Consider the following 22,212-nt stretch of genomic DNA (forward strand, 5'->3'; position numbering starts at 1 on the left):
AAGGTTCCTAGAGACAACTATAGGAAGAACTGGCGCGCAATGTCAATTTGCTCGGCCTTAATGAACGCAGGGGCATGACCTACCTTTTCGATCTCGATACTAGTCGCACGCGGATTTAATGCACACATCTCAGCCACCGTTTGCTTAGAGAGCAGATCAGACTCGGCACCTCGCACAATCAGAATGGGGCAATCAATGCTCTGAAAACTTTGCCACATTGCTAACTCACCTGCTTTAGCGATCGCAGGCGTTACCGCTGAGAATGGTACTGAAATCGCGGGATCGTAATGCAAGATCCACTGAGCATTTTTTTCAAGAAGCATCGGGCCATTTAGCAACTCCCACTCACTGTCAGTATGTTTACCAAACGGTGCGCAGATGGAATTTAACTTCTCTAGGGCGATATGGCGATTCACATAGGCAAATGGCTTGCCCACATAGCTAGCAAGACGGATCAGCGCGGCGGCTTCAATGCGAGGACCAACATCATTGAGGATTAAGCGCCTTACTCGATGCCCGGGCATGGCGGCGTACACCATCCCAATTAATCCACCCATCGAGGTTCCAAACCAATTGACCTGCTCAATACTTAATTTACTACTCAAGCTCACCATATCACTGAGGTATTGAGGTACCGTATAGAACATGGGATTACTTAAGTAATCGGAGTCACCGCGCCCAACGATATCCGGACACACCACGTAATAACGATCGCACAAGGCCTCGGCCATCACCCTAAAATCACTGCCGCGTCGCGATAATCCGTGAACGCAATACAAGACATTGGGGTTACGTGGATCACCCCATGCGTGATAGGCCATACGATGCTGTCCTGCTGGACTGGTGCATTCCACATAATCAGTATGTCCATGATGATCTTTGTTTAATAAGGCCGTATGACGAGCCTTCTCAACACTGACCGGTATGGTATCGAGCTCTTGTTTACCAGCCTCTTCGGGCTGCAAGGTGATGTGGTCAATACCATGGGTCTCGCGCAACATGGCTGAGATCTTTTCGAGGATGCGTGGCCACTGTTTCATTTGCCTCACTTCGACGTGACCAATCAAAGCAGGATGACCTGGACTCATTTCCCACACGTGTAGATCATGAACTGTGACCACACCATCGATTGCTGTTAGATCTTGACCAACCTTTACATAATCAATATGCAGGGGCACACCCTCCATCAGAAAGTGATACGACTCTTTTAGGATGGATAGAGTTGATTTAAGAATAAGTAGAGAAACAAAAATAGAGAGTAATGGATCAATTTGCATCCAGCCAGTCATCTGGATCACCACACCCGATACCAATGCTGCAATGGATCCCAAGAGATCGCCCATCACATGGACGAGTGCAGCGCGGGCATTAACGCTCTTCTTATCTCGCGATAGTACCCAAGCCACCAGTAAGTTAACGCTCAAGCCAATCAAAGCCACGATGGTTACAGTTAAACCTGCCACTGGATGGGGATCTTGTATCCGACTAATTGCTTCGATGATGATCCAGGCCACTAGACCCAGCATGACCATGCAGTTCACAAAAGCAGCGAGCGCTTCTGCGCGGCCAAAGCCAAAGGAGTGCTTAGCCGACGGCGGCCGTTTGGCAATGTACTGTGCGAGTAAGGCGAGGCCCAAAGCCGCTGCATCGGTCACCATATGACCGGCATCGGAGATCAAAGCAAGGGAGCTTGACCATAAACCTGCAAAGAACTCAACGCCCGAGAAGCCAAGCGTTAGACATAAAGCAATCCACAGCCAGCGCTGGGCACGTCCTATTACTGCGTGGGCATGCTCAGCATCCCCACGTTTATGTGCATGTAAGTGCTCGGCGTTCAATGCACCGCGCTAAGATCGATCGGCGCACCAGTCTTTGCCACAATCTCTTCTTTGGTAACGCCGGGCGCCAACTCCAGTAACTTTAGCCCCTTAGGAGTTACGTCAAGCACACCGAGATCGGTGATGATACGATTAATCACACCCAAACCAGTTAATGGCAAGGTACATTTGGGCAAAATTTTGATCTCTTCACTGCCATCTTTTTTCTTGGCAACGTGTTCCATTAATACCACGACATGCTTAACGCCCGCTACCAGATCCATCGCGCCACCCATGCCTTTGACCATCTTGCCGGGGATCATCCAGTTCGCTAGATCACCATGCTCACTCACTTGCATTGCTCCGAGGATGGCAATATTGATCTTGCCACCGCGGATCATGCCAAAGGAATCGGCGGATGAAAATATCGCCGAGCCAGGTAAGGTGGTTACTGTTTGTTTACCCGCATTAATCATGTCAGGATCGACTTGGGCTTCGGTGGGGAATTGACCAATGCCCAATAAACCGTTTTCAGATTGCAACCATACTTCCATACCAGCGGGTACATGATTGGCCACTAAGGTGGGCATACCAATACCGAGATTGACATAAAAGCCATCTTGCAACTCTTTAGCAGCTCGGGCTGCCATTTCATCTCTACTCCAAGGCATGATTCGTTCCTCTAATTAATTCGTATTTATTAGGCTGCGTGCGTTATCGTGCGTTGCTCAATCCGTTTCTCAGGGTTGGGGTTAAGCACAATTCGATGGACGTAGATGCTCGGTGTATGAATTTGGTCAGGAACTAACTCACCGTTTTCGACAATCTCTTCCACTTCTGCAACAGTAATCTTGCCTGCCATTGCAACGACCGGATTAAAGTTCTGCGCAGTGAGGCGATATACCAAATTACCAGCCCGATCCGCTTTCCACGCTTTTACTAAAGAGATATCGGATACCAAAGAACGCTCCATGATGTATTTCTGACCATCAAACTCACGCACATCTTTACCTTCAGCAACAATCGTACCAACCCCAGTTTTTGTAAAGAATGCTGGAATGCCTGCACCACCAGCACGTAATTTCTCAGCAAGGGTTCCTTGAGGCGTGAACTCCAACTCCAGTTCACCAGCTAAGTATTGACGCTCGAACTCTTTGTTCTCGCCCACGTACGACGAAATCATTTTTTTTACTTGACGGGTTGCCAAGAGAATGCCTAAGCCAAAATCATCAACTCCAGCATTATTAGAAATTGCCGTGAGATTCTTAGCGCCCAAATCTTTTACAGCAGCAATCAAAGCTTCTGGTATACCGCATAAGCCGAAACCACCAACGGCCAGGGTTTGCCCATCTTTGAGAATATCCTCAAGGGCAGCACGGGCGCTAGGGAAAATTTTGTTCATACGTCAGACTTTCTCTTTTAATAGGATGCGTTAGCCTCAATGATAACCGCTCTAGATTACGAAATTGTTTATCAAAAGCACTAAACTAGAGCCATGAACTCCCACGATCTGCTTACCCAATATGGCCCGCGCGAAGCCATGGAATACGATCTGGTCATTGTGGGTGGAGGCCCCGCCGGTCTATCGACTGCCATTCGGGCTAAACAATTAGCACAGCATGAGGGCCGAGAGCTTAGCGTCTGCGTCCTCGAGAAAGGTTCTGAGGTCGGGGCTCATATTTTATCTGGGGCCATCATGGATCCCAGAGCGCTCGATGAGCTCATCCCCAATTGGCAAGAACTAGGCGCCCCTCTCGAAACACCGGTTAGCAAGGATCAGTTCACTTTCTTATCAGAGACTGGTTCCTTCACAGTTCCCCATCTACTTTTACCTCGCTGTTTTAGCAATCAAGGTAATTACATCCTTAGCTTAAGCAATTTCACGCGCTGGTTAGGAGTGCAAGCAGAAAATCTCGGGGTTGAGATCTTCCCAGGCTTTGCCGCCGCAGAGATTTTGTATAACGCGCAAGGCGCTGTTTGTGGTGTAGCAACTGGTAATCTAGGTGTGAGCAAAGATGGTGAGCCAACAGAACAATTTCAGCTTGGTATGGAGTTGCGCGCCAAGTACACCCTCTTTGCTGAGGGATCACGCGGTCATCTTGGCAAACAACTCATTAGTCAGTTCCAATTAGACCGGAGTGCCGATCCCCAAAGTTATGGCATTGGTATTAAAGAACTTTGGGAAATTGCTCCTGACAAACATCAGCCAGGCTTGGTTATTCATACTGCAGGATGGCCCTTAGACAGCAAGACCTATGGCGGCTCGTTCTTGTATCACTTTGGTGAAAACAAGGTAGCGGTCGGCATGGTGGTTGGTCTCTCTTATCGCAATCCCTATTTGAGCCCCTTTGAGGAGTTCCAGCGTTATAAATTGCATCCTGCGATTCGTTCGACCTTTGAGGGTGGTAAGCGTATTTCTTATGGTGCACGTGCAATTACTGCGGGCGGTTTAAATAGTTTGCCCCAAACCGTTTTTCCGGGTGGCGCTCTCATTGGTTGCGATGCAGGCTATCTCAATGCCTCACGCATCAAAGGTAGTCATGCCGCAATTAAATCCGGCATGCTGGCTGCCGAGGCAGTGTTATCTGCTCTCTCAGAAAATCGAGCTAACGATATTCTGACCGCTTACCCCAGTGCATTTAAGAACAGTTGGCTTTACCAAGAACTAAAGCAAGCCCGCAACTTCAAACCGTGGATGTCAAAGGGTTTGTATCTGGGTACGCTGATGGTCGGTGTTGAGCAAAAACTATTGGGCGGTAATGTGCCATGGACGATTCATCAACGCAAGGCTGATTATGAATATCTTGAGCCTGCAAAACTACATCAAGTGATTGATTACCCAAAACCGGATGGTACGATCTCGTTTGATCGTCTTTCTTCGGTGTTCATCTCCAATGCCAATCATGAAGAGAATCAACCTTCGCACCTCACCCTGAAAGATCAGGATGTGCCGGTCGCCATTAACTTAGATGTGTATGCAGGTCCTGAGCAACGTTACTGCCCTGCTGGTGTTTATGAATATGTTGAATTCGAAGGCAGACCAAAGCTACAAATCAATGCCCAAAACTGTGTGCATTGCAAAACCTGTGATATCAAAGATCCAACTCAGAACATTGTCTGGATTACGCCCGAAGGTGGTGGTGGCCCCAACTACTCGGGGATGTAATTAAGTCTTACTCGGACTAGACTGGACTTGATAAATCGCTAGCCAGCCGAGTGCGCAAGCAAGTGCGGCCATCCCAAAAACCTGATTGGGTCCTAGTTGATCCCAAATCCAGCCGGCACATAATCCCCCCAAGGTGCCCCCAAATCCATACGCTATGGTGGTAAATAAAGCTTGACCACGTGCCTGCATCGGTCCTGCAAACCAGGTCTGTATTAATCGAGTACTAGCGCTGTGATGCGCTGCAAAGCTGGCTGCATGCATGAGCTGTGCCAGGATTAAAAGACTGGTGCTTGCAAAATAACCAATCAACACAAACCGGATCACACCAAATAAAAAGGTCACCTGCAATATGGCTGTCGGTGAGAAGCGGGCCATCACCTTACTCTGCAAATAAAAGAAGACCACTTCAGCAAATACACCCAGAGTCCAAAAGAGACCAATCTCAAACTTGTTGTATCCAAGGTCTGCAAGATAAAGTGAATAAAACACATACAAGGCAGCGTGTCCGAAGATCATCGCAAAGGCAGATAGCAAGAACCAGCGCACTTCGGACCTGCGAAGGACCGAACGTAACTCACCACGCACTAAGGGTTGGCGCTCAATCTTTGGCTCTCGCAAGAAAAACGTATTGATCACAAGAAGAATGAGAACTGCCACTCCTAGCCACGGAAAAATCACAATGCCTTGCCACTGAAAAATCTCTCCAGCAATTAAAACCATGGTGATAAATCCAATTGATCCCCATAAGCGTATGCGCCCATAGCGATGATAGAAAGACTCGTCTTTGTATAAAGCATGTACGGTCGCCGCCTCACCCAATGGCACCATACTACTCAAAATAGTGTGTAAGACAAACATCCAAATTAATAGAGGGATGTATTCCTGCAAATAAAAAATTGCTACAAAGGTAATGCAGGCAAGGACTGCACAAAAACGCATGATCCCAACGCGATTTGATAAGTAATCCGAGAGCCAGCCCCATGAAAATGGCCCCAAAATTCGAGTTACCTGCAACATCGACATTAAGGCTGCGATCTCGATAGCACCAAAGCCGAGCTCTGCAAAATACAGGCTGGCATAGGGCGACATCAAACCAATGTAGGCGAAGTACAAAAAGAAAAAGGCCCCAAAGGCCCAGCGGGAGGAAACTGTCATTCTCAGTAAATTAACGAGTGCGGGTCGCTGGGATCGCGCTAGAGCTTACTTTGACATCGGCACATTGCGCTCGATGACGCAAGGCGTGATCCATCAATACTAAGGCCAACATCGCTTCTGCGATGGGTGCCGCACGTATACCTACGCAAGGATCGTGACGACCTTTAGTTTGAATGACACTTGATTTGCCCTCAATATCAATAGTCTCTTTGGGGCTCATGATGCTTGAAGTAGGTTTAATCGCAATCGAGACGCGTAGATCTTGCCCAGTGCTGATACCCCCGAGTGTTCCACCAGAGTTATTGCTCGCAAAACCATCTGGGTGCATCTCATCACCGTGCTCACTTCCCTTTTGGGCAACTACCGCAAAACCAGCGCCGATCTCAACACCCTTCACGGCATTGATCCCCATCATCACATGGGCGATGTCTGCATCCAATTTATCAAACAGTGGTTCGCCTAGGCCAATCGGTACTTTACTGGCGCGCACCTCAATCTTTGCCCCGCAGGAGTCTCCTGCTTTACGCAACTGATCCATGTACTCCTCAAGTTGAGGAATGATTGTTTGGTTTGCCGCAAAGAATGGATTTTGCGGAATCTGTTTGGCATCTTCAAACGGGATCGCTATCTCACCAAGCTGACTCATATGCGCCACAATCTCGGTGCCATGCTGCTCGCGCAACCATTTTTTTGCAATCGCTGCTGCTGCAACAACCGGTGCCGTTAGGCGCGCCGATGAACGACCGCCTCCGCGTGGATCCCGAAAGCCATATTTATGGTGATAGGTGTAATCCGCATGACCCGGACGGAAGGTCTGCATGATGTCGCCATAATCTTGACTGCGCTGATCGGTATTGCGAATCAGTAAGCAAATGGGCGTACCAGTAGTTTTACCTTCAAAGACCCCCGATAAGATCTCAACCCGATCTTCTTCTTTACGTTGGGTCACATGACGAGAGGTACCAGGCTTGCGACGATCCAGATCACCTTGGATATCTGCTTCAGAAAGGGTCATACCGGGCGGGCACCCATCCACCACTGCCCCAATGGCAGGACCGTGAGACTCACCAAAAGTGGTGACAGTGAACAGAAGGCCTAAGGTATTTCCGGACATAGCTCCATTATGGCACTAGGCGGATCAATGCTCCTGAACCAAGCGTTGCCGAATAGTTGGCATATTAGCCACGATCACCGCGCCCGCTAAGGTTACCCACCAGGTGATATAAATCCAGATCAGCATCAGAGGCACAATCGCAAACGTCCCATATACCGTTTTGTAGAAAGCAGCTTGGGTGACAAAAAAGGCAAAGCCAAATTTTGTGAGCTCATAGGCGAGGCCTGCAAACATAGCCCCGGTCAATGCGTCTCTCCACTCAACTTTCGTAAACGGCAAGACACGGTAGGCCAGAGCAAAAACAATGAAAGCCAAAAGACTCGATACGATCGTGCTCATGAACTTAAAGCCTGCTGAAAGTGCTGGGAACCAGCCACTCGCTGATGCAAACAAGACGCCACTTAGATATATACCAAAACCCAGTAAGAGCGGTCCCATTACTGTAGCAGCAAGATAAATTAGCATCTTCTTCAGAAATGGTCGGCGCTCTTTCACTTGCCAGATCTCATTAAAGGCACGCTCAATGACGATCATGGTCACGATGGTCGTGAGCAATAAGCCAACAGATCCAACCAGAGTTAACTCTTTAGCCTTTGTAGAAAACTGGCTGAGATAGTTTGATATTTGCTGATTAATGCCACCCGGGAAATAGTTTTTCAGTACCCAGGTCTGAAAAGTGGCTCGTAACGCCACCACGCCCGGTAAGTTCGATACCAAATAGGATCCGATGGTAAGGATTGGCACCAGCGAGAGGATGGTGGTAAATGCCAAGCTGGCAGATACTTGATTGAGCTTTAGGTGCCGATTACGCTCCCACAACTCTTTACCGAGAGAAAGCCAACGCTGGATTGAATACGTTAATTGCATGCCCGTATCATATGGGAATCTATACTGAATTCCAAAGGAAGCGTTTCATATGAACTCCCCAGAAATCTTGGTCTTGTATTACTCCCGCTCTGGTGCTACCCAGAAATTAGCGCGCTTAATAGCCGAAGGTATTGAGAGTGTCTCGGGAGTTAGCGCTCGTTTGCGTACCGTGCCAGCCATCTCAGCGGTCTGTGAGGCTACAGAACCCACAGTACCCACCGAAGGGGCACCCTATGCGGAATACTCTGATCTAGAAGAATGTATTGGTCTTGCTATGGGCTCACCCACTCGCTTTGGCAATATGGCCGCGCCCCTGAAATACTTTTTAGATGGCAGCTCGGCTCAATGGTTGAGTGGTGCGCTCCAGGGTAAACCGGCGTGTGTCTTTACCAGTACCGGTAGCTTGCATGGTGGGCAAGAAACTACTCTACTCTCGATGATGCTCCCCTTGATGCACCATGGCATGGTTTTGTTGGGGCTACCCTATAGTAATTCTGAGCTCATGAATACAACAACGGGTGGCACCCCGTATGGTGTTTCACATCTAGCGCATGCAGACGGTAGTGCCCCGATTAGTCCAGAAGAAAGTCGTTTAGCCATTGCGCAAGGAAAGCGTCTTGCAGAGATTGCGCTACGCCTGCGAGCAACAAACTGATGGGTAATATGCTCACCAAAATCCTTGATAAGGATAAATACGTATTAATTGCGAGTGCTGCGACGCTAGACCTCATCCTTTTGTGCATCGCTTGGGAATGGTTTATCTCTCCGCTACGTCCGGGCGGCTCTTGGTTGATTCTAAAAGCCCTGCCACTAATCATCCTCTTGCCCGGCCTATGGCGAGCCAATATCTACACTATGCAATGGGGTACGATGCTCATTCTGGTTTACACCACGGAGGCTTTGGTTCGGCTCTCCGAATCGGGTTGGAACTTTTGGATGGCACTGCTAGAGCTAGTGTTCTCGATCATCGTCTTTGTATGCCTTCTCCTATATTTAAAGCCCATCAAGGCAGAAGCAAAGGCAAAGGCCAAAGCGGATCCCAAAGCAAACACTACCCCCAAGCAATAGAATGTTGGCATGAGCCCTTCTGCATTCATTTCACATTGCCAAAAACTTCTGGGGCAGGCATATGTTCTGCTTGACGATCAGGACAAAGCGCCCTACTTAAGCGATTGGCGTAATCGTTACCAAGGCAAGGCTCTTGCCATCCTTTTGCCCAATACCACTACACAAGTGGCTGAGATTGTGAAGGCATGTAATCAGGCCAAGATCTCTATCGTGCCGCAAGGGGGCAACACGAGTATGTGTGGCGCTGCTACTCCCAATGACAGCGGGCAACAGGTAGTTATGAACCTCAAGCGCATGCAGACCATTCGCGGAATTGATGCGAGCAATCAAACGATCGTGGTTGAGGCTGGCTGTATTTTGCAAACTGTTCAGGAAGCAGCTAAAGCACAAGGATTTTTATTTCCTCTGAGCTTAGGCGCGCAAGGTAGCTGTCAGATTGGTGGTAATTTAGCAACCAATGCGGGTGGCACCAATGTCTTGCGCTACGGCAATGCGCGTGAGCTGTGTTTAGGTCTTGAGGTGGTCACTGCACAGGGCGAGATCATGCAGGGTCTTCGCAGTTTGCGAAAAGACAACACCGGCTTTGACTTACGCGATCTCTATATTGGATCCGAGGGTTGCTTGGGCATCATCACTGCGGCGGTGTTTAAGCTATATCCGCTTCCAACAGCACAGTGGACAGCATTGGTAGCAGTGCCTGATATTCCATCGACCATCCAGCTCCTCAACCTCTTTCAGAAACGTACGGCTGCTTTACTCACCGGCTTTGAGATGATGTCTAAAGATTCTTTAGACCTGACTGCAAAACACTTTCCGCAGATGAAGAACCCTCTGTCTAACGATCCAGCGTATACCGTTTTGGTCGAGTTATCCGATCACGAAAGTGAAGAGCACGCTCGCAATCTAATGGAGAGTGTTCTAGAAAGTGCTTTTGAGAGTGGTCTAGCGACTGATGCTGTGATTGCTAGCAACCTCTCTCAGGCTCAATCATTTTGGACCATGCGCGAGCATATTACGATGGCCCAAGCACAAGAAGGCGCTAACCTCAAGCACGATATCTCTTTACCAATCTCTTCCCTGCATGCTTTTATTGAGGAAACCGATGGTATCTTGCGACAACATTTCAGTGGCGTGCGCCTTATTAACTTCGGGCATCTTGGGGATGGTAATTTGCATTACAACGTTGCTCCCCCCGTTGGAACAAACCCCAAAGAATTTAACAGCAGTCATGAGCAAGTAATTCATGATGTGGTCTATACGCAAGTTGAGAAACACCACGGCTCTATCTCTGCTGAACATGGTATTGGCCAGCTCAAACTTCCTGATTTAGAGGCTCATCGAGGCTCTGTTGCCCTTCAACTGATGCGTAGTCTGAAACATGCTCTCGATCCTAACAACATCCTAAACCCTGGCAAAGTAATCTCCGAATAATGCTTCGCTTACTTTTTATCCTGACGCTATTTCTTTCTGGAACGGCTAATGCAAACTTGGTGGAGGATCTGCGTTCCGGCTCTAGCCTCATCATCATGCGTCATGCTGATGCCCCAGGATTTAGTGACCCGCAAGGTTATCGTCTCAATGATTGCTCTAGCCAACGTAATCTCGGTGATTACGGGCGCAAACAAGCATCAGAGATTGGTCAGTGGCTTGCAGCCCAAGGAATTAAAGAAGCCCGGGTCTTTAGTAGTCCTTGGTGTCGCTGTATGGATACGGCTACCCTCCTTAATAAAGGTAAGGCTGTTCCAGAGTCTTCGTTAGGATCTTTCTTCGAAGAAATGAGTCGGGGGGATAAACAAACAAGAGAGCTTGAGGCTTTTATACAAAAACAATTATCAAGCAGCAATAAGGCCCCGTTGATCTTGGTTAGTCATCAGGTTAATATCCGCGCCTTGACTGGTGTCTCGGTCGGCTCAGGACAAATGCTCTTGGTGAAGGTGAACAAACAGGGTCAGGTGATCCAACAACGTTCTATTCCCTGATCGTTAGAGCTTGACGAGATTCAATTTGACTAAGGCTAAAAATGAGAAAATGCGCTTATGAGCACCATTATTGACCCAGCCATCCTCTTCTTTATCTTTGGTGTATTTGCAGGATTGGTGAAGTCCAATCTAGAGATCCCCCAACCTATTACACGCTTTCTATCCCTTTACCTTTTAATGGCCTTGGGCCTAAAAGGTGGTTTTGCTCTGCACCAATCTGGGTTGACCTTAGCAATTACTACTAGCTTAGGCATTGCCATCTTCTTGGCGTGCGTTGTGCCGCTGGTGAGCTACTTCTTTCTAAAAACTAAACTGGGTGCACTTGACTCTGCTGCGATTGCGGCCACCTATGGTTCAGTGAGCGCGGTTACCTTTATTACCGCCACTCAGTATTTAAATCATGTGCAAATCGAGTATGGCGGTCATATGGCAGCTGCCATGGCATTAATGGAATCGCCTGCCATTATCTTAGCAATCTTTTTAGCCAATCGTGCCAAGTCTTCGGTATCACAAACGAAGCAGTCTCTTAAAGTCGGTAAGTTATTGCATGAGTCCTTTACGGATGGTGCACAGCTTCTTCTTTTGGGTGCCATGCTCATTGGAATTTTATCGGGGCCCGATGGTCAAAAGGTGATGGCGCCGTTCTCGGTTGATCTCTTTAAAGGAATGTTGGCCTTCTTCTTACTTGATATGGGCTTAATGAGTGCAAAGAGTTTTGCAGACTTAAAAGGAAAGCCGCGCGTACTCTTTTTATATGCATTCATTGCACCCTTGTGCCACTCCTTACTCGCACTCAGTCTTTGCCTTCTCTTTCAGGTTGAGCTTGGCAATACGATCCTACTCATGGTACTTGCTGCTAGCGCTTCTTATATTGCGGTACCTGCTGTACTGCGTCATGCCCTACCGGAGGTCAGTCCTGCTCTGTATATGGGGATGTCGCTCGGCATTACTTTCCCTCTCAATATCATTATTGGCATCCCGCTCTACGCCCTAATCGCCAAATGGGCCTTAGGGTCTTAGATACCTCAGTTCCTAAGTGTGATCCTGCGCCCTATCAAATGAATAAATATACAAAGGGTCTCATGGTTCTAAACAAGCGTCGTCAGGTATTGAAATGGGTTGCGGGGGGAAGTGCTATTGCTCTTACCCCACAAATGATGCATTTTGCGCGAGCCGCTGATGATTTTTTAAAGGGCCCTCCCGTTAAAGATATTCCGGCAAAGCAAATTGGTCCGCATGTTTGGCTCGTTTACTCCCCTGACGGTTTTCCAACTCCTGAGAACCAAGGAATGATGGCTAACATTACCTTTGTAGTGAGTAGCAAAGGTGTCATTCTCTTGGATACTGGTGCCTCTGTGCAAATTGGTGAGATGGCGATACGCATGATCAAGCGGGTCACCAATAAACCAGTGATTGCGATCTTTAACTCCCACTATCACGGCGATCATTTCTTGGGCAATCAAGCATTTGTTGAGGCGTATGGTAAAGATGTACCCATTTACGCCCACCCCTATTCCATCGCTCAAATCAAAGGGATCGAAGGTAATGCCTGGCGTAATCTGATGGAACGCTGGACCAACCAAGCTACTGCCGGTACAAAAGTGATTGCCCCAACGCATTCAGCCAATCATGGCAATGTATTTCATTATGGTGATGTCAGGATCAAGGTCCATCATCATGGTGTCGCTCATACACCCGGTGATATCTCTATGCAGGTTATCGAAGATAAGATGACCTATGTAGGTGATATCGCCATGGGCAATCGCATCGCCAATATCGATGATGGTTCGTATGTTGGTACTTTTAAAACCTATAAAAACCTGCAAAGTTCTGAGGGCGATCAGATATGGATACCCGGTCACGGTGAGCCAAGCAAACAGCTCCTCAAGGAATACGGTGAGTTCTTGGCTGGTATTTATGAAACCTGTGTCAAAGCGGTTAAAGACGGGCAAGATCTTAGTGTTGCTAAGTCGCTCGTTCTAAAGGACCCGCGGGTTAGCAAACGGGCCAAGACCATGCAGGGCTTTGACAACAACATCGGTAAGTACACGAGCCTTGCCTATTTAGAGGCTGAAAAAGAGGTCTTCTAAGCTATGTATAAAGATCATATTTGCTTTAAGAGCTGAGTTTTACTTTAATCTGCCCCGCTAATTGCTCTGCTTGTTTGGCGATTGCGCTTGCAGCTACCACGTCCCCCAAACTCCCCATGGTCGCAGGCCCAATCATCCAGACATCATTCCATGGCTGTTGATCCGATTTTAGAACTCTGAACTGAGTATCGACTGCAATAGCTTTAGCAAGAGCGTCTGGTATCGCACAGTGATCGGCAATCAATCGATTTAACAATCGATCAGAGCCAACGCCCGTGCAATTTATCACTCGGTCGCCAAGTATCTCAAGACCAGTATTTAAGACCACCTTCACCTTGGAGCTCATAGCGATCACCCGCTTCGCACGACCCAGAACGAATTGAATTTGTCCAGTCGCTTTGAAAGCCTCAAACGCAACTATGGTCTGCGGTCCAGCCCGAAAACGATAGAGATTCCATAGCCACCCAAAGCGTTTCATCAAAATCCTGCGCTGATGATCTGTAAAGCCTCGCCAGATCTGATTGAGATCTGGTCGCAACTCTTCCCATGCGCATTGCCACTCCGAGCTCTGGGGAGGTGCGGAGGGTAAGTAATGTCGCATGAACCGAACTAAGCGAGCGGGCGTGAGCTGATCAGGTCAATTAGGTTGCGTTCGTCTTTGCCATGGTGCTTGCGCCGGAGGAAAAATAGCGCGAGGGCTAATCGCATCAATCCGAGCTCGATGACCTTGCTCGGCTAACGCATTAATCGCATCTAAAGCCGTGAGACCTCCCCCGAGCAAAATAATGTCTTCATCTGGTGCAATATGCTTTAAGTGATCGCCTGGCCAGGGATTTTCGATCAAGCGTGCGCTGATGTCACCCGGGGATGCGCCTTCGATATCTACGGGGCAAGGCCATCTGGGTGAGGCATTACCGGTAGCCAAAATGACATTCTTGGCATTAAAGCTTTCATGGCCATATTCAAGAACCCAATATTCCTTGTGGCGTCTGAGTCGATCAACCCTCGCATGAATTTGTTGGAGCTTTTGAGGACCTAGCTCAGCAACAAGGAGAGCTTGCATGTAGAGGCCGAAGTCATTGCGTCGATAGAAAAATCCGGCTTCATTCTTGGCCTGACTATCCTTAATAGTTCGCTCTGCCCAGCGGGCAAAGTGCAATGGATCGTCTGTAAAAATAGTAGGCAGATCCTCGCGAACGTTTAGTCGATAGGCGGGACTACTTGTCTGATAAGCATTACCCCGCCCCAACTCACCCGTTCCAAAGACACTAAGAGAGGCTGCAGGAATGCCTTGGCGCAAGAGATGAACCACCATGACTGCAGCTGCAAAGCCATCGCCTACAATCGCAATATTATTTGTATGAACCACTGTCTAAACGAATGAACTGAATTTAGACAGTATAGTTCGCTAGTTAATCAGACTATGAGGCAATAAAAAAGCCGCCAGGTAGGCGGCTTTTTAGGAATCAGGGGTAACTGATTACTTACGTTTGTTTACTGAGTCTTTAAATGCTTTACCTGCAGAGAACTTAGCAGTCTTTGAAGCTGCAATCTTAATTGCCTCTCCAGTTTTTGGATTACGACCTACGCGAGCAGAACGCTTTCCTTGGCTAAATGTTCCAAAACCAACTAACTGAACGGAGTCACCTTTTGTTATTGATTTAATAATGTTATCAATTGCAGAATTTAAGGCACGCTCTGCACTTGCTTTTGAAAGTTCTGCTTCATCAGCAATTTTTTCTACTAGTTCAGCTTTATTCATATTTTTCCTTTAAACAAACAATTAAAAATCTGCTACAAAAAGAGTTGTCATGACAGCCCAAAAATCCGAGTCATACCAGCAATGATTACCAATTACTATAAGGCCGCAATTAATAATGCAGTAAGTTTGCTACATCACTCTTCTGAACACAAGGGGCTAACCCTAAGGATAATCCCTCATTTTTACTGTACTTTTATCCCAATCTGAGCCTTTGCTGGCTTGAATTTGCGGGTAATTTCATAATCTGGTTCTAAATTAAGCGCTTTTACTTGACAATTGATCCGCGCCTTACAAGCATCTTTCTGCCAATCATAACGGTTGCAATCACCAGACTTGCAAAAATAATATTGATCGAAGTAATCGGTTCAGAGACCAAAATAGCAGAGGCAAGAAGAGTACAAAATGGTTGTAATAACTGCACTTGACTAACGCGTGCTATTCCACCAATTGCCATACCACCATACCAAAAGAAGAATCCAATAAACATTGAGAAGATACTCAAGTATAGAAAGCTAGACCACGCCATGAGGTCTGCCTGTAAGTAACTTGGCTCGAACGTCAGCATACTAAACAAGGCATTAATTGGTAGCGCAATCACCAGGGCCCAAGAGATCACCTCTTTAGCATTGATGATGCGCGATAAATTACCCCCAACTGCATATGAAATCCCATTGGCTAGACAAGCAATTAAGAGTAAGAAATCGGTGTACTGAATCCCCCCCTGACTGTTGATAAAGGCGTAGATAACGACTAAGGAGCAGCCAACCAGGGCGCTTACCCAAAACCCTAAGGATGGGCGCTCTTTAAATAGGAGCACCCCCGCTATCACGGTTGCTAAGGGCATGATACCCAGAATGACCCCCGCATGCGAGGCCTCGCCCTCGGTCATTGCTAAATTAATAAAGAGTGGGAAGATAAATACCACGCCAATGGCCACAATCACAAATTGGCGTAGCTCACGCACGCTAGGTAATTTTGCTTTGATACTGAATAGATAGATCGCCGCCAAGAGCCCTGCAAGAACAGCACGGGCAAATGCAATAAAGTAAGGATTAAAACTTTGGACTGCTATTTTGGTAACCGGCAAGGTTAGGCTAAAGATAAAAATACCAATAAAGCCAATAAGCATTCCTCTTGTTTCAGTTTTCACGGGGGTAATTGGTCTCTAGAAAAGAAAATGGCCCCACTGCGGAGCCATTCAAGCATTAGGTTTAATGATTTATTTTCTGGACTTTGGTTTGATTGCAAACGACAAATAACTAAGGGCAACTGCTGCACCGAATGAAAATAGCAAAACAGCTGTTTTAGATTGTGGAGCGCTTGCTGAAAAGATTAGAAACAGTGCCACGGTAATACTAATCACCATGCCAGCAAAACCGGCGATTTTCATAGCTTTATCAAGATTACTCATTGAGTCATTTAGTAACATATGGGTCTCCTTTTTAGGGCAACGGACAATAACCGTGATTATTGTATCCCCCTTTGGGATCGATGCTCCTTTTTCCTTAATTCCGCTCTAGGCATGCGTCTTCAAGTACTGAACTACCCAGGGAGCATCGCTATCACTTGGGAAGATGGGATAGTGCACTGCTTCAATCACACCTTGATTTGCAATCAGCGTAACGCGCTTTAAAAGAGTCATGCCAGCCGCTTCAAAGGTTGGTAGATTCAGAGCTTTCTGAAACGCATACTGCACATCGCTCACCACTGGAAAAGGAAGGTGAAGACGGTCTGCCATCTCTTTTTGATACTGGGTCGTTTGAACACTCAATCCAATGACCTCTGCACCTAGATCACCTAACTCTTGATAATGATCCCTAAAAGAGCAGCTTTGCGGTGTACATCCCCTTGCCCCAGGTATTTGATCCCAGCCCTCAGGTAGTGGCACATTAGGTTGACCTGTCATGGGGTAGCAATAGATCACCAATTTCTTTTTGATCTCGCCAAGATTGATCGTTTTTCCATTGGTGGCTTGTAGAGCAAGATCAGGGAGCCTCATTCCAATTAAGTGACGAGTAGCTCCGTCATCGACTGGAATGGGGAGATCAGCGGGGAGTTCCTGATAATTGCTTGGTATGGTCATTAGAACGCTTTCTAATTAAGTACGAAGTAGGAAATTTATTCAGCTCTCATTCGCGCAATTAATGAGAGGCTTGCTAAAACACGATTTGCGATCGCAGCATGTGTTTGTCCGGTAGCCAATGCATAAAGCACCTGATCAGCCCGCTCGTGTTCGGGGATCGCCATTAATCTACGAAAGATCGCGTTCTCATTCATATCCGCTGAAATACCAAGGGGCTGAAAACTTAGGGTGACCTCGGTCCCGCGAATCCCATAACGCACCTGCGCCAAATCCAATAACTCTTTTTCTTGATTGATTTTCACTTGCTCAAGACTAGGCAGCTCATACCGAATGGGATTCTGAGCCTTTGCTGGGGGGCGCTTGTAAACCGGATCATCCATAACGCCATATTACCCCTGCACCATGAAGCTTCAGACCCCATAAATACCGTGAGCGCACAAGCCCCCAGTAAATGTAAAGGAATTGCTGTCATGCAGCATTTATAAATAAGGCGTACTATCTATTTAGGGTTAACCCTCAAAAAGAGTTTAAATCCTAATTTAATCAACCCTTTACAAAAGGAAATCGTATGAAAAAAGTATTTATCTTTATCAAAAGTGTCCTAGAAGCCTGGTCTGAGGCACGTCTAGCTTACTTTCTCAGAAATAAGAAAAATTACCCAATTGGGTCATAAGACGTGACCGTCTACACCCGCTTTTTATCTCAGTCACATATTGGTAAGTATGGGTCTTGGCTCAAAAGCCTCGACCCTGTTACCTTAAGAGCCTACTTTGGCATTGGTCTTGGCCCTCAAGGTATTGATGGTCTGATACGTAAGTTTAAGAAAGATCTTGCCCATCATCATTTCTTGGTGGCGCAAATTGATAACAAGTGGGTGGGCGTCATTCATATTGCTAGTTATGAGGATACGGTTGAGTTTGGGGTCATCATTCAAAAAGAATATCGCCGAATGGGCATAGCCGATCAAATGCTAGGCGAAGCACTTATGTGGGCACAAAATCGTCAATACAAAAAACTGATCATGCATTGCATTGTCGAGAACTACCCTATTCGTAAGCTATGCCAAAAGCATGGACTGATTGCTCAAAACGTTTATGGTGATGTAGAAGCTACGATGAACTTACCAAAATCAAATTGGCTTTCTGTCTATCATGAGCTAATCCAAAGACAGGTGAACTGGTATTACTATTTGAAAAGTTTAGGGGCCTAAGCATTACTTAACGTTTATTGGAAGAGCATTTGGGCATTCAGGCTATGCCATCTTTTATAAAACTGGGCACATTGCTGCCAACTATGGCAGACTCCTTAGTAAGCATATGCATTCTTCTAAGCCATCCATAGAGATCGTCACCCCCGCTCCCCTTGGGAGTCTTCATGGCAATCGTATTACTGCGCTTCGCTGGCAAGGATTTCTTAAGAGCTTGGGTTATCAATCAAGATTGACACAATCCTGGTCAAGGAAAAATACAGACTTACTCATTGCCCTTCATGCATATCGTAGTCATTCATCTATATTGAATTTTAAGCAGCAATTTCCTGATAAACCAGTCATTTTGGTAATGACCGGTACCGATATTTATCGCGATATGGCCTCTCATGATGAGGTGCAACAATCGATGCGGCTCGCCTCCCATATTGTTGTCTTGCAATCAGCCTCTTTAGATCAAATTCCGAAGGAGTTTTTGACAAAGACGAGAGTGATTTATCAGTCCACTAAAGGAGTTGCTAGAAAAACTTCTCCAAAACGTAATTTCTTGATTAGTCTTATTGGTCATCTGCGACCTGAAAAAGATCCTTTTTGTCTTGCGCGTGCCCTTCCCTTTTTACCGGCCTCAAGCACAGTTAAGATTAAGCACTTGGGTAAGGCGATGAGTCCTGAAATGCGAACACTGGCAAAACAGTACAGCGCTCATCTAGCCCGCTATCAATGGCTTGACGAGCAAACCCATGCGAAGACGATGCAGGTTTTATCTCGGAGCCATCTGATGGTAATCACGAGCTTGATGGAAGGTGGGGCGCATGTTGTTACGGAGGCAATTGCCATTGGGGTTCCGGTGATTGCATCGAATATCTCTGGTAATCGTGGCTTACTGGGAGATGACTATCCAGGCTATTACCCCGTTGGCGATGAAAAGACTCTAGCAGTTCTCATACTGCAAGCAGAAACAAATCCTGCCTTTTACAAGTCTCTTGAGAAATCCGTTCGCCAACGACGTAAATTAGTCCAACCCGAGTTTGAGAAGCGCTCCATTAAGAAACTTCTTGGTCAGTGCTTATAGAACCACAATCGTGTTGCAACAGTTTATTGAGAGACTTTCCCTGGACGATTAGCAACGATTTGTAACTTAGGGTCGTTATTTAAAATGCCAATCAGCTGCCCTGCGCTTATCTGTCCCTTAAAAGTATATGAGCTAGCACCATCCTTAAATTCAAACTCGATTTGATTACCGGTAATCCGTCCATCTTCAAAATAAATCGCTCTTCGATTAATCGTGTTAATGGAACCGTCAAAAAATTGCTTCTTTTGTCGGATTACTAAATTGGCTTTATCTCCTTTCGGTAAGCCACTCATAACCCAAGGACCATCAATAGTAGCCGGGACTATCCATAAATAAGCCATTTCGCCCGGACGCGTTTTAATCTCACGATCGGGGATCCATGACTCGATCCGAAAGGTGTTAGAAACTACCCTCGTCCCAGGCTTCATCTTTAAGATCGTGGGCATTAATCGAGTATTGAGACTCTCTCCTAAAAACAAGGTCAGAACCGTTGCCTGCGAGAAGTCTTCAACAAAGATATCACCCTGTTTAAAACTGACTAAGTTTTGTACCTTAGCGCGCTGTGCATTACGAATCGAAAGCGCTACAAGATCTGGGTTGTACTCAATGCCATAAGCACGAACACCATACAGCTTAGCAGCCTCGATTGGAATGACGCCATCACCCGAGCCAAGATCATAAAGAATATCGGTCGACTTCACTCCAGCCAGGGTCAGCATCTCATGGGTGGTTTCCACCTTGGTTGGGATCCACATAATGTCTTTGCCATGTGTTGCCATGCGAAGCTGAAACTGGTCATCGCCGTAGTTAGTAGAAGAACAGGCACCGATACTTGCGAGAACAAAGCCAATAAGGCAAATGGTGAATAAGCGATTTATGAGCATGGCATTAATAAATGGTGATCTTACTTATTGAAAGATGTCTATCATAATGAGATCAAATGTCGACGCAAGGGATATTAAAGATTCATCTAAACAAAGGGGTTTGGTGCGCATTAGACAGACTTAAGTGGACTATCATAGGCCATAACTTGGGATTATTGAATGACTAAGCAGAGCAACCAGACTAATCCCCGTGGGTTTCGGACCTTAGCGGCACTCCTCCCTTTTTTGAGGCCCTATAAAAAGCAATTTGTATTGGCAATCTTTAGCTTAATACTCGCTGCTAGCGCAACCTTAGCCGTCCCTTGGTCCTTTAGGCAGATCATCGATTTAGGTTTTAACGCTAATAGTGACAACCAAATCAATCAAACTTTTTTAATCTTATTTATTGTTGCCTGCATAGTGGCATTAGGAACATCTCTTCGTTTTTATATGGTCTCATGGTTAGGCGAAAAGATTACGACAGATATTCGTGCGGCTGTCTATAGTCATGTCATTAAACAAAGTCCAGAGTTTTTTGAATCTACTCATAGCGGTGAAATACTATCGCGCCTTAATACAGATACGGTTCTAATCCAGACATTAATTGGCACTAGCGTCTCAATGGCGATCAGAAATATTCTTTTGCTTGCAGGGGGCTTGGTCATGATGTTTATTACCAGCCCAAAATTATCAGTGCTGATTTTTGCTACGCTACTACTGACCATCATCCCAACCATGATTATGGGCAGGCGCGTGAGAAAGCTCTCCCGGGCTTCACAAGATAAGATCGCTGATGCCTCTGCTTTAGCGGGAGAGAAATTAAATGCGATACCTACGATTCAATCATTTACCAATGAAAAAGTAGAAATTAATCGGTTTAATCAATCGATTCAAACTGCCCTAGATGCAGCTATTACTCGGACGCGAGCAAGATCCTTACTCACATTTGTTGCTATTTTATTTGGCTTTACCAGCATTATTTTGGTTCTCTGGCTAGGCGCTTATGCAGTCATGGACAATCAAATTACCGCTGGAGAGTTATCTCAATTCATTTTGTATGCTGTGATTGTTGCAGGTGCCATAGCTGGCATCTCAGAAGTAATTGGCGACACCCAAAGAGCAATTGGAGCAAGTGACCGTCTTCTAGAACTCCTAAACGTACAGTCTACTATTCAAGATTTTACGAGCGTCAAATCGATTCCCAAAGTCAATGCGGCTGGCATTGGTGTGCAAATACAAAATCTCAGCTTTCGCTACCCATCCAATCCAAATAGTGTTTTATCGAATATATCTCTCGAGATTAAACCAGGCGAAAGAGTCGCAATTGTTGGTCCATCAGGCGCTGGCAAGACTACCCTTTTCCAATTATTGCAACGCTTTTATGACCCAACGAGTGGAACAATTCTTTTTAGTGACATCAATATTCAAAACATTCTGCTCGAAGCACTCAGAAAAATGATTGGTGTTGTGCCTCAGGATATTGTGATTTTTTCAGATAACGCCATGGAAAATATTCGTTTTGGAAAAATGGATGCAACGGATGAGGAAGTACTATCTGCAGCACGGCTCGCAATCGCTGATGAGTTTATTTCTAAGCTTCCGGATGGCTACCAAAGCTTCTTAGGGGATCGTGGTATTCGCTTATCGGGAGGACAAAAACAGCGGATTGCCATTGCAAGAGTCTTATTAAAGAATCCTGCCTTATTACTCTTAGATGAAGCTACCAGCGCTTTGGATGCTGAGTCTGAACTACTCGTTCAGCGAGCCCTTGAGGCAGCAATGGATAGTCGGACAACTCTGGTGATTGCCCACCGCCTGTCTACAGTAAAACAAGCCGATAAAATTCTGGTACTTGAAAACGGGAAGATTATAGAAACCGGCACTCATGCCGATTTAATTCAACGAAGTGGTCTCTATTCCCGTTTGGCCAAGCTTCAATTTACTGACCAATAAATAAGCATCTCATCAT

The 22,212-nt window shown here is 46.4% G+C and carries 24 protein-coding genes; 10 read left to right on the forward strand and 14 right to left on the reverse strand.

Annotation, left to right across the window (positions count from 1 at the left end; translation table 11 throughout):
* Positions 1 to 17: 17 nt before the first annotated feature.
* The 3 genes from NKE59_RS05510 to NKE59_RS05520 are packed head-to-tail and all read right to left on the reverse strand — an operon-like array spanning position 18 to position 3,219.
* Positions 18 to 1,838 (reverse strand): alpha/beta fold hydrolase, encoded by a 1,821-nt coding sequence (locus tag NKE59_RS05510; RefSeq protein ID WP_353437959.1) that lies wholly within the window; start codon positions 1,836 to 1,838, stop codon positions 18 to 20.
* Positions 1,835 to 2,488, reverse strand: a complete 654-nt coding sequence (locus tag NKE59_RS05515) for a CoA transferase subunit B (RefSeq protein ID WP_353437960.1) — start codon at positions 2,486 to 2,488, stop codon at positions 1,835 to 1,837. The genes NKE59_RS05510 and NKE59_RS05515 overlap by 4 nt, the downstream gene beginning before the upstream one ends.
* Positions 2,489 to 2,517: 29 nt before the next feature.
* Positions 2,518 to 3,219: a CoA transferase subunit A gene (locus NKE59_RS05520; protein WP_353437961.1), complete on the reverse strand. Its 702-nt coding sequence runs from the start codon at positions 3,217 to 3,219 to the stop codon at positions 2,518 to 2,520.
* A 93-nt stretch (positions 3,220 to 3,312) separates the two neighbouring features.
* On the opposite strand from NKE59_RS05520, the gene NKE59_RS05525 reads away from it, so the two are divergent.
* Positions 3,313 to 4,983 carry an electron transfer flavoprotein-ubiquinone oxidoreductase gene (locus tag NKE59_RS05525; protein WP_353437962.1) on the forward strand — a complete coding sequence of 557 codons (1,671 nt, stop codon included), beginning with the start codon at positions 3,313 to 3,315 and terminating at the stop codon, positions 4,981 to 4,983.
* On the opposite strand, the gene NKE59_RS05530 is transcribed toward NKE59_RS05525, so the two are convergent.
* Genes NKE59_RS05530 through NKE59_RS05540 form a run of 3 tightly spaced genes read right to left on the reverse strand, consistent with a single transcriptional unit; the run spans position 4,984 to position 8,119 of the window.
* The gene (locus NKE59_RS05530) at positions 4,984 to 6,138 is read right to left on the reverse strand and encodes an MFS transporter (RefSeq protein WP_353437963.1); all 1,155 of its coding nucleotides are present in this window, start codon (positions 6,136 to 6,138) and stop codon (positions 4,984 to 4,986) included.
* Positions 6,139 to 6,148: 10 nt separating this feature from the next.
* The gene (gene aroC / locus NKE59_RS05535; RefSeq protein ID WP_353437964.1) at positions 6,149 to 7,252 is read right to left on the reverse strand and encodes a chorismate synthase; all 1,104 of its coding nucleotides are present in this window, start codon (positions 7,250 to 7,252) and stop codon (positions 6,149 to 6,151) included.
* 24 nt (positions 7,253 to 7,276) lie between these two features.
* Entirely contained in the window at positions 7,277 to 8,119 is an 843-nt protein-coding gene (locus tag NKE59_RS05540; RefSeq protein WP_353437965.1) for a YihY family inner membrane protein, read from the reverse strand.
* 49 nt (positions 8,120 to 8,168) lie between these two features.
* Between NKE59_RS05540 and wrbA the strand changes: the two genes are divergently transcribed.
* The 6 genes from wrbA to NKE59_RS05570 are packed head-to-tail and all read left to right on the forward strand — an operon-like array spanning position 8,169 to position 13,256.
* Complete coding sequence (wrbA, locus tag NKE59_RS05545; RefSeq protein ID WP_353437966.1) at positions 8,169 to 8,774, forward strand: NAD(P)H:quinone oxidoreductase; 606 nt, start codon at positions 8,169 to 8,171, stop codon at positions 8,772 to 8,774.
* 8 nt (positions 8,775 to 8,782) lie between these two features.
* Positions 8,783 to 9,187 carry a DUF2069 domain-containing protein gene (locus tag NKE59_RS05550; protein ID WP_353437967.1) on the forward strand — a complete coding sequence of 135 codons (405 nt, stop codon included), beginning with the start codon at positions 8,783 to 8,785 and terminating at the stop codon, positions 9,185 to 9,187.
* 9 nt (positions 9,188 to 9,196) lie between these two features.
* Positions 9,197 to 10,618 carry an FAD-binding oxidoreductase gene (locus tag NKE59_RS05555; protein ID WP_353437968.1) on the forward strand — a complete coding sequence of 474 codons (1,422 nt, stop codon included), beginning with the start codon at positions 9,197 to 9,199 and terminating at the stop codon, positions 10,616 to 10,618.
* Entirely contained in the window at positions 10,618 to 11,166 is a 549-nt protein-coding gene (locus tag NKE59_RS05560; protein ID WP_353437969.1) for a histidine phosphatase family protein, read from the forward strand. Before NKE59_RS05555 ends, NKE59_RS05560 begins: the two co-directional genes overlap by 1 nt.
* A 57-nt stretch (positions 11,167 to 11,223) precedes the next feature.
* Positions 11,224 to 12,186, forward strand: a complete 963-nt coding sequence (locus NKE59_RS05565) for a sodium-dependent bicarbonate transport family permease (RefSeq protein WP_353437970.1) — start codon at positions 11,224 to 11,226, stop codon at positions 12,184 to 12,186.
* Between the two features lie 38 nt (positions 12,187 to 12,224).
* Positions 12,225 to 13,256: an MBL fold metallo-hydrolase gene (locus NKE59_RS05570; RefSeq protein ID WP_353437971.1), complete on the forward strand. Its 1,032-nt coding sequence runs from the start codon at positions 12,225 to 12,227 to the stop codon at positions 13,254 to 13,256.
* Positions 13,257 to 13,281: 25 nt separating this feature from the next.
* On the opposite strand, the gene NKE59_RS05575 is transcribed toward NKE59_RS05570, so the two are convergent.
* From NKE59_RS05575 to NKE59_RS05605, 7 genes are all read right to left on the reverse strand, one after another.
* Positions 13,282 to 13,857 (reverse strand): hypothetical protein, encoded by a 576-nt coding sequence (locus tag NKE59_RS05575; protein WP_353437972.1) that lies wholly within the window; start codon positions 13,855 to 13,857, stop codon positions 13,282 to 13,284.
* 36 nt (positions 13,858 to 13,893) lie between these two features.
* Complete coding sequence (locus tag NKE59_RS05580) at positions 13,894 to 14,625, reverse strand: FAD/NAD(P)-binding protein (RefSeq protein WP_353437973.1); 732 nt, start codon at positions 14,623 to 14,625, stop codon at positions 13,894 to 13,896.
* A 111-nt stretch (positions 14,626 to 14,736) separates the two neighbouring features.
* Positions 14,737 to 15,018, reverse strand: coding sequence for an HU family DNA-binding protein (locus tag NKE59_RS05585; RefSeq protein WP_353437974.1), 282 nt, complete (start codon positions 15,016 to 15,018; stop codon positions 14,737 to 14,739).
* Positions 15,019 to 15,283: 265 nt separating this feature from the next.
* Positions 15,284 to 16,168, reverse strand: a complete 885-nt coding sequence (locus NKE59_RS05590; RefSeq protein ID WP_353437975.1) for a DMT family transporter — start codon at positions 16,166 to 16,168, stop codon at positions 15,284 to 15,286.
* Positions 16,169 to 16,237: 69 nt separating this feature from the next.
* Complete coding sequence (locus tag NKE59_RS05595) at positions 16,238 to 16,447, reverse strand: hypothetical protein (RefSeq protein WP_353437976.1); 210 nt, start codon at positions 16,445 to 16,447, stop codon at positions 16,238 to 16,240.
* An 87-nt stretch (positions 16,448 to 16,534) separates the two neighbouring features.
* The gene (locus tag NKE59_RS05600) at positions 16,535 to 17,101 is read right to left on the reverse strand and encodes a peroxiredoxin (RefSeq protein WP_353437977.1); all 567 of its coding nucleotides are present in this window, start codon (positions 17,099 to 17,101) and stop codon (positions 16,535 to 16,537) included.
* A gap of 35 nt (positions 17,102 to 17,136) precedes the next feature.
* Positions 17,137 to 17,481: a hypothetical protein gene (locus tag NKE59_RS05605; RefSeq protein ID WP_353437978.1), complete on the reverse strand. Its 345-nt coding sequence runs from the start codon at positions 17,479 to 17,481 to the stop codon at positions 17,137 to 17,139.
* Between the two features lie 296 nt (positions 17,482 to 17,777).
* On the opposite strand from NKE59_RS05605, the gene NKE59_RS05610 reads away from it, so the two are divergent.
* On the forward strand, positions 17,778 to 18,311 hold the full coding sequence (locus NKE59_RS05610) for a GNAT family N-acetyltransferase (protein ID WP_353437979.1): 534 nt from the start codon (positions 17,778 to 17,780) through the stop codon (positions 18,309 to 18,311).
* A gap of 106 nt (positions 18,312 to 18,417) precedes the next feature.
* Positions 18,418 to 19,380, forward strand: coding sequence for a selenoneine biosynthesis selenosugar synthase SenB (gene senB, locus NKE59_RS05615; RefSeq protein WP_353437980.1), 963 nt, complete (start codon positions 18,418 to 18,420; stop codon positions 19,378 to 19,380).
* 23 nt (positions 19,381 to 19,403) lie between these two features.
* On the opposite strand, the gene NKE59_RS05620 is transcribed toward senB, so the two are convergent.
* On the reverse strand, positions 19,404 to 20,264 hold the full coding sequence (locus NKE59_RS05620; protein WP_353437981.1) for a methyltransferase domain-containing protein: 861 nt from the start codon (positions 20,262 to 20,264) through the stop codon (positions 19,404 to 19,406).
* Positions 20,265 to 20,423: 159 nt separating this feature from the next.
* Here NKE59_RS05620 and NKE59_RS05625 point away from each other — a divergent pair, with 159 nt between their 5' ends.
* Positions 20,424 to 22,196, forward strand: a complete 1,773-nt coding sequence (locus NKE59_RS05625) for an ABC transporter transmembrane domain-containing protein (RefSeq protein ID WP_353437983.1) — start codon at positions 20,424 to 20,426, stop codon at positions 22,194 to 22,196.
* Positions 22,197 to 22,212 lie beyond the last annotated feature (16 nt).

Source organism: Polynucleobacter sp. UK-FUSCHL-C3 (assembly GCF_040409815.1).
Lineage (GTDB): Bacteria > Pseudomonadota > Gammaproteobacteria > Burkholderiales > Burkholderiaceae > Polynucleobacter.